The sequence below is a fragment of the Deinococcus roseus genome, assembly GCF_014646895.1.
GTDB lineage: Bacteria > Deinococcota > Deinococci > Deinococcales > Deinococcaceae > Deinococcus_C > Deinococcus_C roseus.
In genome coordinates, this window is record NZ_BMOD01000014.1 from 60,056 (window position 1) to 72,984 (window position 12,929).

11 protein-coding genes are annotated in these 12,929 nt (G+C 54.6%); 5 read left to right on the forward strand and 6 right to left on the reverse strand.

All coding sequences use genetic code 11. From position 1 onward, the window contains the following. Positions 1 to 195: 195 nt before the first annotated feature. The 4 genes from IEY52_RS16505 to IEY52_RS16520 form a co-directional block, all read right to left on the reverse strand. Complete coding sequence (locus IEY52_RS16505) at positions 196 to 1,575, reverse strand: hypothetical protein (RefSeq protein WP_189004345.1); 1,380 nt, start codon at positions 1,573 to 1,575, stop codon at positions 196 to 198. A gap of 309 nt (positions 1,576 to 1,884) precedes the next feature. Then, positions 1,885 to 4,764, reverse strand: a complete 2,880-nt coding sequence (locus IEY52_RS16510) for an AAA family ATPase (RefSeq protein ID WP_189004347.1) — start codon at positions 4,762 to 4,764, stop codon at positions 1,885 to 1,887. Positions 4,765 to 4,767: 3 nt separating this feature from the next. Beyond that, the gene (locus tag IEY52_RS16515; protein WP_189004349.1) at positions 4,768 to 6,201 is read right to left on the reverse strand and encodes a serine hydrolase; all 1,434 of its coding nucleotides are present in this window, start codon (positions 6,199 to 6,201) and stop codon (positions 4,768 to 4,770) included. 67 nt (positions 6,202 to 6,268) lie between these two features. Further along, positions 6,269 to 7,822 (reverse strand): hypothetical protein, encoded by a 1,554-nt coding sequence (locus tag IEY52_RS16520; RefSeq protein ID WP_189004351.1) that lies wholly within the window; start codon positions 7,820 to 7,822, stop codon positions 6,269 to 6,271. A 411-nt stretch (positions 7,823 to 8,233) separates the two neighbouring features. Between IEY52_RS16520 and IEY52_RS16525 the strand changes: the two genes are divergently transcribed. Then, positions 8,234 to 9,283, forward strand: a complete 1,050-nt coding sequence (locus IEY52_RS16525) for a hypothetical protein (RefSeq protein WP_189004354.1) — start codon at positions 8,234 to 8,236, stop codon at positions 9,281 to 9,283. A 92-nt stretch (positions 9,284 to 9,375) separates the two neighbouring features. On the opposite strand, the gene IEY52_RS16530 is transcribed toward IEY52_RS16525, so the two are convergent. Next, positions 9,376 to 9,666: an HU family DNA-binding protein gene (locus tag IEY52_RS16530; protein WP_189004356.1), complete on the reverse strand. Its 291-nt coding sequence runs from the start codon at positions 9,664 to 9,666 to the stop codon at positions 9,376 to 9,378. 130 nt (positions 9,667 to 9,796) lie between these two features. Between IEY52_RS16530 and IEY52_RS16535 the strand changes: the two genes are divergently transcribed. The 3 genes from IEY52_RS16535 to IEY52_RS16545 all read left to right on the forward strand — a co-directional run bounded on the left by IEY52_RS16535 (position 9,797) and on the right by IEY52_RS16545 (position 11,375). Further along, on the forward strand, positions 9,797 to 10,213 hold the full coding sequence (locus tag IEY52_RS16535; RefSeq protein WP_189004358.1) for a hypothetical protein: 417 nt from the start codon (positions 9,797 to 9,799) through the stop codon (positions 10,211 to 10,213). Positions 10,214 to 10,382: 169 nt separating this feature from the next. Then, on the forward strand, positions 10,383 to 11,030 hold the full coding sequence (locus IEY52_RS16540) for a hypothetical protein (RefSeq protein WP_189004360.1): 648 nt from the start codon (positions 10,383 to 10,385) through the stop codon (positions 11,028 to 11,030). A gap of 33 nt (positions 11,031 to 11,063) precedes the next feature. Beyond that, positions 11,064 to 11,375, forward strand: a complete 312-nt coding sequence (locus IEY52_RS16545) for a hypothetical protein (RefSeq protein WP_189004362.1) — start codon at positions 11,064 to 11,066, stop codon at positions 11,373 to 11,375. 52 nt (positions 11,376 to 11,427) lie between these two features. Here the strand turns inward: IEY52_RS16545 and IEY52_RS16550 are convergent, their stop codons facing one another. Beyond that, entirely contained in the window at positions 11,428 to 11,706 is a 279-nt protein-coding gene (locus tag IEY52_RS16550; protein ID WP_194510049.1) for a hypothetical protein, read from the reverse strand. A gap of 128 nt (positions 11,707 to 11,834) precedes the next feature. Here IEY52_RS16550 and IEY52_RS16555 point away from each other — a divergent pair, with 128 nt between their 5' ends. Then, positions 11,835 to 12,827 (forward strand): hypothetical protein, encoded by a 993-nt coding sequence (locus IEY52_RS16555; RefSeq protein WP_189004367.1) that lies wholly within the window; start codon positions 11,835 to 11,837, stop codon positions 12,825 to 12,827. The last annotated feature ends 102 nt before the right edge of the window (positions 12,828 to 12,929 follow it).

Here is a 12,929-nt window from a genome sequence, read left to right on the forward strand (position 1 = left end):
CAAATGTGACGCTCGCAGAAAGTTGTCCGGGCTGGGGATGGCGAGACTTCTGTTTTCCATCCTGCACGCATGCATGATCCAGCACATCGGGGAAAACCCCTAGTTGAGGCTGCACCTCAAAACAATTGAACCGCATACAAGATGCGGTTCCTCGGAGTGTGCCGACGAATATCAAGGGGAAGGAAACTCCGCCAGTCAGGACTCTTTGGCGGGAGGAAAGACCCCTGCCGACCGGAGGGAAGCAAGGGTCATTCCAGCGAGGGCCTCGTAAGCAATGGGAAAATGGGTGGGCAGGTTGCGGAGGGCATTCTGGTGACGGTTCACCCTGCGCTGGACGGTCCAGCTGTTGATGTCCACCTCCAGATCGAACAGTTCGTGGTAGGTGGCTCCAATGATGACGCTGTACTTCTCCACCCGCTTGCCCTGGTAGATCGCCTGGGTTTCATGCACCACCATCACTTGCTCTTTCAGGTATGCATTCATTTCAGGCAGGTTGCATCCTGCTTGCTGCAGGAACACCAGCAAGGTGGGAAACACCTGCGCAATCAATTCCACCAGAACCATGCGCGTTTCCGTGGACTGCGCTTGCAGGAACTGCTGGACAAGACGGACGCAACTGTCATCTTTCAGCACCACTTCTCTGCCGCACAGCATGATCTGGGCTTCCATTTGAATCAGCGCCTGCACCACCTGGGTGGTTTCACAATCCCGCAACAGGGGGTGGGCAAGTTTGTCTTCGTCGGTGACGAGGGCCAGGGCCTGCTCTGTGCTGTCACAGTGCATCAGGGCATGGGCCTTGATCCAGGTGCAAATCAAGTAAGAGAAAGTGTGGGTGATGGGGGGTGCGGGCAACGCCACGATGAGTTGCACGGTGTCTTCTATGGCTTTCATTTTGAGTTGCTGCAACTGGCGACCCAGATCTCTGGCCAGACCCAAATGCTGCCTGAGCAGGTCGTGGTCCTTGGGCATGGCGCTGCCCTGGGTGCTTCCAGGGGCCTGGAGGTTCCGCAAGATGTAGGCCAGCATGCGTTTTCCGGGCATGGTGGGCTCCTGTCTTTCTGGATTTGCCAGCACCCAGGGGATGCAGCTGGCTGCGCGGTGCTGCAGGTCCTGGCCACCAGGGGTGTGTTTCGCTTGCTGGATCACCTGAATGAATTTCCGGGTGGCGGCTTGATAATCCCGCTGGATCATGTCGATGCAGCCCAGTTCAATTTCTACCGCCAGACTGATCAGGTTCATCCAGATCACCTGTGCAAAGCTGTGGGCTTTCTGCAGGAATTCAGCTCCTTCACGGATGCGCCCCAGATGAATCAGGCTGAGCCCCAGCCCAAAAAGCATGAAGGCGCACGCTTCAATTTCAAGCGATCCATGTGCTGGGTGTTTCAGCAGTTCAGCGATGGGGCTTTTGGGGGCCTGGGAGGAGCCAAGGTACGTTGCGACCACCTGTTTGTGGTGTTCCAGGTCAGGGGTCATGCTGTTGATGAAAATCAGGTAGGCCCTGGCAAGGGGGTGGTGCAGGGATTTCAATTGGATTTTGGTGCGTTCCAGATTGGGGTCCATTTGGTGTTCGCACATGCACAGGCGAATTGTGGCAATTTCATTGTTGTGAATGTCTTTCAATTGACGGATGAGGACCGGCACTTGCCTGGCTTCAGAGAACCTGGCATGCAGGGCTTCCCACCTGGACCCCTCAGTGAGGTGGGTCTGGATGTCCGCCGATGATACTGGAATTTCCGTTCTCTTCATCATTTACACACTCAGGACTTCGGATTTGATTTTATTTTGACAGGATGAACTTAACTGCCACTTAATCTCATCCCACACAATAAAAACAGACCGGGCAGTGTCACATAAATGCTGCCCGGTCTTCGCCGAAAAGGCCACTTAATCAATGCTTAACAGGTGCAAGGGAACTTCTTTGCCTGAATCATCATGCTGCCATCTCATGAAACTGTTGAGTTTCTCAGCAAGCTCAACCACCCCCAGGGCACTGGCCAGACCGAGGGCCTGAGTTGCCATTTCAAAGTGGTGAGGGTCCGCCTTGAGACCCTTGAGAAGGTAAATCAAACCATGAAAAGTGCTGCCTGCCTGACCGGCTTTGCGCAGGGCCAGATCACTGAGCTGGGACACCACTTTCTGGCGAATGGTGTGCACCCAACTGTTGGACACGGCGGGCAGGAATTCACCGGGGTACTGACCCAGAAGTTCCTCTTGTCTGTCAGGGGTCAGGTTCTCCAGGTACAGGTATTCCATGACATCGAGGTCCACCGGGTACAGATCCGTCAACAGGTAACCCTGAGGATGGCGGGGTGGAGACAGCAGGCCTTCCAGCAGGGGGTCGCTTTCGGAAAGCAGCCTGCGCAGCTCACTCATGGCATTGAACACGTTGTTTTTGGGGTTTTTGAACCCTTCCCACAAATCTGCCCCCATGCGTTCACTGGTGATCCACTGGCCCTGATGGAATTTGAGGTAAATCAGGGCCAACACCGGAGACTGGGTGGACATGGGGATGACCGTCCCGTTGATGGTCATCTGGGCCAACCTGCTGCCCATGCTGGAAATCCGGATGGAGTACACCACCGGAGAGCGGGTGTTCACCCGGGTCATCAGTTCTTGCCTGACCAGGTCAGAACACCACCCCTGCACCATGAAGTGCTTGAGCACCTCCAGAAATCCATCTGCATAGGCCGTGAAAGCGGCATTTCCTTCACGCCTCTGCAAGATGGTGTCCAGCATTTTTGCGTCTTCCTGGGTCACCTGCGACAGTTCATGCTTGACTTTGCACAAAAAGAGGTGTCCGATCAGCACGCTGTCGTACCAGTAGGCTTTCTCGTAGCGCAGGAGTTTGAGTGCCTCCAGGGCTTCCTGGGTGCGACCGTTGGCGTACAGGTAAATGCCCTTTGCGACCGGCAGGTAGGACTCGGGCTCGGTGTACTGGGGGTCATCCGGGCGGCCTGTCTGCCAGGCTTCTTGCAGCTGATCGTACATCTCGTTCAGTTTTTCGATCCAGCCCAGTTTGTAGAGACAAAAAATCATGTAGGTGTACGGCATCAAAAAGGAAGCAAAGTGGTGCGCGGCACGGAAGCGTTTGCTGGCGTTGAGGAAATTTTCCACGGCGCTTTCGTACTGCCTGAGTTCCGCAAGAATGAGGCCCCGGGTGACCATCAAATACGGCACCACAGTGTTGCTGGCCTGCTCTGGAAAAAGCAGAATGGCGTTTCCGATGTGGTCGATGGCCTCCTGGTATTCCCCCTGGTCTTTGAGCATGTCGGCGAGGTTGTTGACCACCTGACTGATGCGTTTGGGGATGCCTGCTTCCGTGGCGTACCGGATGGCCTCACGGGCCGAGTGGATGGCTTCCACCAGGTTCCCGCTGTACCGGGTGGTGTAGGACAGGCGGGCCAGGGCAATCACAATCAGATCGGTGTGCCCCAGGATTTTGGCTTCCGCGAGGCATTCCCGGGCGAGTTTGAGGGCGGTCTCGTGCTCATCCCTGCGAATCCAGTACGAGGTCATGAGCAGCCGGGCCAGGGTGCGGTCGTAACCGTCTTCGGCCAGACTGATGGCCTTTTCGGCCATGTGTCGCAGTTCATTGAACTGGTTGTTGCGGTTGGCCTGCCGGGCCAGCAGCAGGTACGTCCGGGAGGTGGCCACCCCGGCATTCTGCAGGTTTTGCAAAATGGGTTTGCTTTCACCTGCCCGGCCCGTCTCGATGTATGCCTCTGCCAGTGCGGTGTGCAATTTTGGGGTGAGGCGCTCGGGTGGGATTTCTGAAATCACGGTCCGGATCAGGTCGTAATTCTCCTCGGCGTACCAGGAACGCAGTTGCTGCTCGCAGTATTGAATCACCTTGTGATGCAGGTTCTGCTCCTGCAGGGCTTTGAGGTACACCAGAACCTGGGTGTGGTCGTTGCTGCGGCTGGGCGGCTCGATGCTGATTTCAGAGAGGTGCTTTTCCACCCACTGGTCCATCAGGGGATGCAACTGGTAGGTGCGTCTCACCGTGGGCAAAATGGGCAGGCCTTTTTGAAGAAGTTCCTGCAGCCAGCTTTTGTGCTCGTGAAAATTCCAGGGGGCAAGGTGTCGATGCAAAAACAGCTGGTGACGGGTCTGGTCTTGCACCCCCTGCATCATGTCGGTGATCACCTCCATGGGGTCGATGTAAAAACCCATTCCGGTCTCCTGCATGATCAAAGAACACCACCCCTGGGTGTAACGGCGGTCCTCTTCGGTGAAACCGGGCAGCAGTTCCTGGCATTCCTGCAGGGTGAACGCCATTTGCTGCGGTCCCAGCACCAGCAAATCACGGGTGAATGCCAGTTGTTGCAAGCCGTCAATGTGGGTGTGGTGGCTGGCCAGCAGGATTTTGTGTTGTGGGGCAAGCAGGGAGACCAACTCTACCAGGAATTTGAGGGCTGAGGTTTTGAAGGTCCACCCTTGATCACAAATGATGAAGGTGGGGGTGCTCACCTGTCGCAGCACCTGCGCCACCGTGGAAGGCTTGATGTCCAGCAGACTGGTGTTCTGCAGTGCAGGCAGCTGGACACGCAGCTCCTCAAAAAGCGTGTGGTCCGTGTGGCCATCCGGATGCACCGTCACCCAGAGGGTGCTCTGGGGGTGCATTCTCGCCCAGGCTGCCAGCAGGGTGGTTTTTCCGTACCCTGTGGGGGCACTGAGCACCACCAGCCTCGCAGATGATTGAGCAATCATCTGCAACAGGTGCGTGCGGGACACTTCTTCTGGCAAGGCTGGGGGGATGAGCATGTTTTACCTCAGGGAGTCAATGGCCTCGGTGATCCATTTGAGCACCGTGGGGGCCTGGGCTTTGACCGAAACGGAGTTGGCAACTTTGCTCTCGTGGTTGAAATAAGTGTAGGCGAACTTTTTGCCGTTCGGCAACTCCAGATAGCCCGTGAGGGCCAGCAGCCTCCAGCCCGAGCCGCTCTTCGATCCCCAGTAGTTGACGGGAAACGGCAGCGTGGCAGGCTGGCAACACCCTTTGGCGTAAGTGCTCTTGTAGAACTGCAGGCTGCTTTTGCTGAGCCTTCCTGGCCGGAAAGGCAAGGTCACCAGTGCCGTGAACTCCCTGGGGGTGCTCTTGTTCTGGGTGTTCAAATCAATGCGGGGATCGTAACGGTTCAGGAAATAACCCTCTTTGCCATCCAGGGCAACCAGCAACTTGTCGGCGTTCACTTTCATGGAGGTTTGCACCAGATCCTGGGCCATGGTGATCTGGCTGGCCCTGTTGGCACTTCCAAAGGCCTGTGCGCTTTTAAGCAGGCTGCCTTTGGGGAAATACTTCCCGCCCAAACCTGCCTGTGCCGTCCACCAGGCTTTGGTGGTGAGGAGAAGTCGGGTGTTGCAGAGCCCCATGTTGTCTGCAGTTTGCTGGGGATGCAAAATTCCCGTGGCGTGGTGAAGCATGTCGTTGGCGGTGTTGTCCGAAAGCCGGATGGCACGGTCTGCCAGTTGGCGGATGGTGTTGGAGCCTTCGGGGTAAGCCTGCAGGCTGCGCAGGGCTTCGGTGGTGGTGAGGGTGCTGTCCAGGGTGTATTTTCCAGCGTCCACGTCTTGCAAGATATCGTAAAGCACCACCTGCTTGTAGGAGCTGGCCAGCGGGAATTCCTGGTCGGCGTTGTAAGCCACTGCACGGCTGGGCCTCAGGGTTTTTGGGTCCAGTTCAGCCACGAACAGTCCAATGCGTCCGGTCAGCAGGGCAGGGGGCTTCGGAGCAGCAACAACGGGGAGGTCATTGTCCAGGCAGGCCGAATTGAGCTGCGTGGTGGAAGACTTGGCCACAGGTGGCGGTGGGGGTGCTGGTGTCACGGGTTCGACAGGTTCACCCTTCTCCTCGGTTTTGGGAACGTCAATGATCAGGCGCATGCCCTCTTCGGTGTTGTCCAGGGTGCTCACGGTGCTGCCTTGCACGCTTCCCGTCAGGACGATCTGCGTGCCCCCTTGCCGGTACCCCAGGTTGAGGATGCCCAGGGAGCGGTTCTCTGAGGGCAGGGCCAAACCGGGCAGTGTGAAGGTGAGGGATGTGGGGGTGCTGGCCGTGTGTACGGTGGTTTTGGTGGGCAGATCAAACACAATACGATAATGGTCTGCATGCTCGCCAATTCGGGGAGCGGCCTGAGCGGTGGTCACCGCAAGGCTGAGGGTGATGAGGGCGAAGCGGGAAACATACGTTGTGCTCAACATTCAGGCATTATAAAAGATGCCGTTACACGGTCTGAACAAATGACCAAACAGCTTTTAGGTGTGCAGGTCAAACACAGCTGGAATCGAGCACCCCGGCATCCCTGAGCACCACCATGGTGGCATTCACGGCAGGCTCGAAGATGAGTCCTGGCAGGCGGTTCACTCCGAGTTGCTTGACCACTTCCTGGTGACGGCTCAGGCGGCTGTGAACCACTTCACGGTTGTGGGCAGAGTCATCCACAAAAAGATCGGTGTAAGTTGAACCCAGCATCAGCGGATAACCGGACACCACTTCTCCCCGGAAGGTGGCCTGGGTGGATTGCACCAGCAGGCATTCCCTGTGAAGGTATTCTTCCAGTTCTGGCAGGTTGGCTCCGGTGCGCAGCAGCAAGTAGTGCACGTTGGGCATGCCGCGTGCAATCAGGGTGATCACCCGTTCACGGATCAGTTTGGGTTGTTTCTCCAGGTAGGAAGTGACGGTATGGATGGCCGTTTTGACGCCGGGCAGCACCTGCTGGTCCCCCAGCATGAGCTGGCTTTGCAGCAGCACAATCCCCCTGAGGATGCGGGCTGCTTCGGAATGGTTGATGATGGACAGGTTGAGGTGCCCTTCGACGTATGCGATGGCCTCTTCAGGCATTCCGCAGTGGCTGAAAGCGTAGGCTTTGATCCACAGTGCCGTCAGGAAAATGAAGTCATCGTCGGTGGTGGGTGGCGGCAAATCCAGGATCAGCTGGCAGGCCTCTTCGATCATGGCTTTGTCCAGAAGCCGCAGGGCGTATCCGAGGTCACGGGCACGTTTGAGGTAGTACAGCAGCTGGGTCAGGGGGAAGGGGTCCACTTCATTGGGGACTTTGATGTCCTGATCGTAAAAAGCATTCAGGAGTTGCTTGAACATCCCCCAGGAGCTCAGGTCCGCAATGTCGTTGGCGTAGGCTTCAAATTTGGAGCCGGTGATGTAGGCCAGCCACACCTCGTGGGCTTTGACTTTCTCCAGGTTGATGGAGTCCACCTTGAATTTTTCGATGCCCTTGACCACCCGGGTGCTGGATTCCAGGGCATTGAGGTAGTCTCCCTCAATGAAGCGACTGAGGCCCACATTCAGTTCGGAAATCAGGGAGGTCATGGTCATGCCAAGCACCTCTGCCAGGTCCTGGGCTTGCTGGAGGTAGCTGCGTCCTTCTGTTACGCGGTTCACGAACAGCAAACTGATGCCCACACTGTAATACAGGTACATGCAGGCCTCAATGTCGGTGGAGGTTGCTGCTGGGCTCTGGAACAACACCGAGTGGGGCCGGATGGGGGCTGAGGGGGATCCCACGAAGTCCTCCACGATGCGGCGGTGGTGCTGAAAGTTGGTGCTTTTGCTGCGGATGAACAGCAGGTAGGCCTGACTGAGGGGGGTGTTGTCTTGTAGGTAATGTTCAATGTCTTGTATCGGGGCATTTTCGCTGTGCAGGCAGCGGGCATACCGGACCCTGGCCACAGGGTCATGCAGCCATTTGAGCAGGCTGGATTTCAAATCGGCAATGCGGTTCTCACGGAAACACTGGCCGAAAAGGCTTTCCCAGGCGTGACTCAAATGTATGGTGTCACTGAGGTCTGAATTGGATCCGGGCATAATCCTCCAAAGAACATCCTACAGATGCGAGTGTATTGTACATGAAACCCCTTACTTGACTTGGACAAATTTTTGTGATCCAAAACATGCGTTCTGCACAGCATTTTTGCAACAGGGCATTCAAGCAATGGTCTCATTTTTCTGCCTGCAAAGTCAACACACCGCGCTTAACATTTCAAAAGAAACTTCAGAAAGCTTGTACCAGATGTAAAATCTCTTGACGGCATGCCCTGGGCACCGAAAGCCGGGTCAGACAGTGCTTTTCCGGCAAACCGGGGCCGGATGGTTCAAGTTTGAAGCAAAAATCAGATTTCGCTCAAACCTTCGGACACATCCTTTTTTTGACACCCTCCCGCAGACTTGCGTAAACTAGAACACAGAAACATTCTCAAAACGCGAAAGGAAGGGGAAATGCCCACCGACAAGAAGAGCACAACGAAAACGGACACCCCTCAGCGTGCCAAACCCGGCAGGCCCCGCAGCCTCACCCGCACCACTCCAAACAACAAAAAACCCCAGCCTTACCCCAGCGTGCTCACCCACAAACAATGCCTGCGCCTGGAAGAAGCCGAAATCTGGAAAGACATGAGCCTGCAGGCCCGCGCCGTGGCCCAAAGCCAGCTGGTGCAAATCATGCCTGAAGAACAGTACATTCAGGCCCTGCACGCCACCTACCCGGAGCTGGTGGCCAACAATCCCACCACCCTCAACCGCAAAGACAAAAGCAAAATCCGCAAGCACGTCCGAGAGCAACTTGGCCTCAACGATGACGACCTCAAGGCCCACGTGATCTCCCTGCTTCCCGAAACCGAACGCAAACTGCTCTACAAGTACGGTGAACGACCCACCTCCGAGGAAACCGGAGAAGAGATGGGCCGAGCAGTGGACTTCAACAGCAACAACTCCTACCAGGTGCAAACCCGCCTGCCGGAAAACTTCAAAGAAAACAACCTGCATCTCTTCGAAATCCCCAAACGTCAAAAGAAGGGGACAGCAAAACCCGCAGATGAGGACCGGCACCCCATCCGCCAGCGCATTGAGAGCTACCTGGAAGACCAGGGCATCATCCTCACCACCTTTGAGCTCCATGTGCTCAGCAAAACCCACCACTGGGACACCCTCACGCCTCTGCAGCAGGCTCAATTGCAGTTGCAGGCACCCAGACCCCTGGATCCTGAAGTCCTCGCAACCACCCTCACAGACCTGCTCCACCGACCGGTGTCTCAGGAAGATGTGCTGTTCCACCGACTGCAGCTGCTCGAAGACCTGGGCGGCAAACAGACCCGCGAACAGTTCCTGGAGTCTCTGCCTCAGGCCGTGCAGTACCTCATCCTGGACCGTCTGATCAAGAAGCTCTATCAGGACAGCGTGGACAAAGGCAACAAAGCCCACCCGCCGCACCGCACCAAAGTGGATGTGGATCCAGACCTCGCTGCAGAGATCCAAAAACAACTGAAATGAAGAAGGGGACCATGCAGGTCCCCTTCTTCATGGGTTAAAAAAACGAAGCCCTCAAAAGAGGGCTCAGGAGGAGAAGAGAGCAAGGGAAGGTTTCAGGACGAAGTCAGGGCATTTTTGAGGGTGCTGGATGCCCGAAAGCTGATTTTCTGACCTGCTGGAATGGTGATGCGTTCGGTGGTGCCGGGACGCACCCCACTGCGTTCCTTGGTGGGGGTCACCAACAGTTTGCCCAGGCCTGGCAGGGACACTTCGTTGCCCTGCTGCAGTTGTTCAGAAATGACTGTCAGCATGGTGTCAATGGCCAGTTCGGTGTCCACTTTGGTGACGTCCATGCGTTCAGCCACCAGGGTCACCAGTTGAGATTTACCAACTTTTACCGACATGAAAAAACCTCCTTCTACACAATATATAGAAGCATCATATTTTTTTCAAGCATCATTGAATTTTCGTGCGTCATATTGACCACCCGTTACAACGGTGTATACTAGATAACAGGAAAGTACAGAGGTTCCCATGGCAAACAGCAAAACACCAGCCATCACCGCAGAAGAACTCGCCCACTACATTGCCCTGAGAGACACCATCCAGGCCCTGGAAAAAGAACGCGAAGAACTCGCCAAAAAAATCAAAACCCACCTCCTGAAAAACACCCACATTCCCCCCACTGGAGGCTATGTTTTTCAACTCAGAAGCACCACACCCACGGTGTATTCCTTTCAAAAAGTGGCCGACACCCTGGGACTTGATCTGGCCCTGCAAGTGGCCACCATCGACACCAAAGCCCTGCAAAAACTGGCAGAAAACCAGCAGGTCAAACAAGCAGACCTCGACAAAATCGCCGAACGGGGAAAAACCACCCACAGCCTGCTGCTGGTCCCAGCACACCTGGTCAAATCAAGAGAGCAACCAGGGCAATATAAAAGTACATAAATCGGATCACGCATCAGATAATCGAAAGTGGTTATCAAATTCTATGCCATCATATAAAATGGCACTGCCTCAAAATTTCACCACCAGTTTCAAAGCTCCCATCACATTTCAGCCCCACGACCATCCGCCATCCCCTCAGCACCACCGCAATCACGAAAGGAAGCACAACATGAATTCACAAAACACCCCCCAGGCCCTGATGCTCCTGCTCACACAACTGGTCCAAAACCAACACAGCCTTCTGCACCTGATCGAGAAAAATGGCATCGAGATTCCAGATAACCTCAGGCAAAACTTTGAAACCACAGACACCCTGCTCCAGGCCTACGTGGAACCCGGCAAATGGCGCAGTGAAGACAGCACAGAACTGTTCTTGCTGGCCCACCAGAACCACAATGGAGACGGATTGATTCTGCCCTATGACGACGTCCTTGATGCCCTGACACAACTTCAAGAACACAACGCAACAGAAATGGAATTTTACGCCAACGTTTGGCTGATCTGGGAGCAACAGGCCCGGGAACTCAACAACGTTCACATTTACAGCGGCGAGGGCTCCTTTGCCTTCAAGGAAGCCACCTTTGAACAGGCCCTGCCCCACACCACCAGGCAACCCGTGCTGCCTGTTACCACTGGCGGGGCTGCCATTGGTCCCTCCTCCATGAAACTTCAACACAATGGCTTCCTGACCTTGAATTGGAGTGGCCGCCAGGTCCAGCTTCACCTGCCCACCGTGCTCAAAGAAGCACCTATTTTTACACCCAGACTGGTGTTGATCGATGAATCTCACATCTTCCGAAGCAACGCCACCTCTTGACCCGCAAAATCCACCACTGCACAGAGGAAAACCATGAACAAGTCACCAAAACACAGTGAAGATCCACTCACCCAAAATCAACAACCCCGGTTTGAAAAAACCCTGGAAAATCTGCAGGAAAACTGGGATCAATTGGAGAGAAATTACCAAAAGCAAGAAAGCAAAAGCAGTTTCCGACTTGCCATCAAAATGAGCCTGATCATGGCTGTGGTGGCTGGCCTGATTTTCGGTTACCTGAAGGTGTTCCATGATGTGGAATTCACCCTGAAAACCGGTCTCTCCCTCCTCATTGTGGTGGTTGCACCCCTGGCCCTTGCCAATCAATTCTTTGGCCACAAACGCTAAACGCATCCAACGAGCAGCGGCAGCCTGTTCAGGCTGCCGCTGCTTCCACATTTCATTCAGTGATGGAAGCCAAGCCCTTTTCTTTCAAAGCTTGTGCGTTGTCCACGATCATTCCATGAATCAGCATTCCCATTCCTTGAAAATCAGACTCCCGCATATCCTGATACACCAGGACATCCTCTCCAAATCGACTCTGAAACCTCACACCCATGGGTGCAGTTTCGGAATCCACAAACTCCATCACCACCCCAAAGTTGCTGAGGATTTGCCAATTTGGAATGTCCTGGGTCAAAATGTCAGATTGCCACCGATACGATTTATCTCTGGTCATGCTCCATTGTTCCACAATGAATGCCATCACAGACCACAAGGCCCTCAAAAAGGAAAAAGCAAATCCAGCGGTGCAGGGATGCTCTGAAAGACAAGCAGCAAAAAAGCGCAAAGTGCTACACTGCACCCATGAAACGGACACTGAGCCTGCTGCTTTGCCTGGGTGCTCTGGCACATGCCGAAGAAACCGTCAGCAATCGCTATTCACAAACCCTGGACGTCTGGTTCAGTGTCCCGAGCAGCTGGCCCTATGCACCATCCACCGATCGTCTCGGCACCCAGATTGGCAGCCGTCTCATGCAGGCCTTTTCAGATGGATTGAAAATGCGTGATTATTGGGGGTGTCTGAAGTTCCCTGGCACGAACGTGTACGCAGGTGAAGTGATGGAATGGTACGGGAAAGGGGAATTGATTCCACCTGCAGACGTGGTGAAAGCCATCAGTTCCCGACACCCCAAAACCCAATGGACTGAAAAAGCGCCTGTGCCCAACGGAAATGGTGGCACAGCCTACGAAAAACTGTTTGTGACCCCCTGGGCGGGGGGGCACGACATTCGGGGCGAACTGTACTGGTATTCAGGTGAAGAGGCCTCTGTGCTCCTGCGTTTCTGCCAGGTGCCAGGTGATGAGAGCATGGACCTGATCCCCAGAAAAGCCCCAGAGAGAAAAGCGGCTGTGACCAAAGGCGATGTCAAAAATGGCCTCCTGGGAATGTCAGCCTCCGTCAATGAACAGCAATTCTGTAAAACTTTGGGATGCAACCTGAAAAAAAACACAGATGGATCGGGGTTCTTGGCAGGCAGCAAATTCTATGTTTATGCCCTCAAGCGTGGAGAATTGACGGTGGAGCGCAAAGACAACGTCATCAAATGGGTGGCGTTGGATTTCTCCCTGCCTCTATCTCAACAGGATTTGATCAACACAGCTAACATATTCTCAGTGATTACGGGTCGAAAATTTGTCACAGCATCAATGCAGTCGTGTGCAGATCGTCATATACAAAATTTTTCCACCACCGGGAAAACTCCTGCTGGGGTTGAATATGAAGCCTACTGCGAACGAAATCCTGAAGGGAATTCGGTGCGTTTTTCCCTCGGTGTCAGCAGCGAACGCTCCAATTAAGACGAGATGTTAAATAATTTCCATTTTCGCAAGTCAATTTGTTGATTAATTTAACAAACAGTGATTTATAGATCAAAATATGATCTATAAATCACTGATCTC

Bases quoted from the DNA above. Each gene is read 5' to 3' on its own strand.
- IEY52_RS16525 (WP_189004354.1), top strand. From the start codon at position 8,234: ATGCCCACCGACAAGAAGAGCACAACGAAAACGGACACCCCTCAGCGT.
- IEY52_RS16505 (WP_189004345.1), bottom strand. From the start codon at position 1,575: ATGTGCGAACACCAAATGGACCCCAATCTGGAACGCACCAAAATCCAA.
- IEY52_RS16545 (WP_189004362.1), top strand. From the start codon at position 11,064: ATGAACAAGTCACCAAAACACAGTGAAGATCCACTCACCCAAAATCAA.
- IEY52_RS16530 (WP_189004356.1), bottom strand. From the start codon at position 9,666: ATGTCGGTAAAAGTTGGTAAATCTCAACTGGTGACCCTGGTGGCTGAA.
- IEY52_RS16540 (WP_189004360.1), top strand. From the start codon at position 10,383: ATGAATTCACAAAACACCCCCCAGGCCCTGATGCTCCTGCTCACACAA.
- IEY52_RS16535 (WP_189004358.1), top strand. From the start codon at position 9,797: ATGGCAAACAGCAAAACACCAGCCATCACCGCAGAAGAACTCGCCCAC.
- IEY52_RS16510 (WP_189004347.1), bottom strand. From the start codon at position 4,764: ATGCTCATCCCCCCAGCCTTGCCAGAAGAAGTGTCCCGCACGCACCTG.
- IEY52_RS16555 (WP_189004367.1), top strand. From the start codon at position 11,835: ATGAAACGGACACTGAGCCTGCTGCTTTGCCTGGGTGCTCTGGCACAT.
- IEY52_RS16520 (WP_189004351.1), bottom strand. From the start codon at position 7,822: ATGCCCGGATCCAATTCAGACCTCAGTGACACCATACATTTGAGTCAC.
- IEY52_RS16550 (WP_194510049.1), bottom strand. From the start codon at position 11,706: ATGACCAGAGATAAATCGTATCGGTGGCAATCTGACATTTTGACCCAG.
- IEY52_RS16515 (WP_189004349.1), bottom strand. From the start codon at position 6,201: ATGTTGAGCACAACGTATGTTTCCCGCTTCGCCCTCATCACCCTCAGC.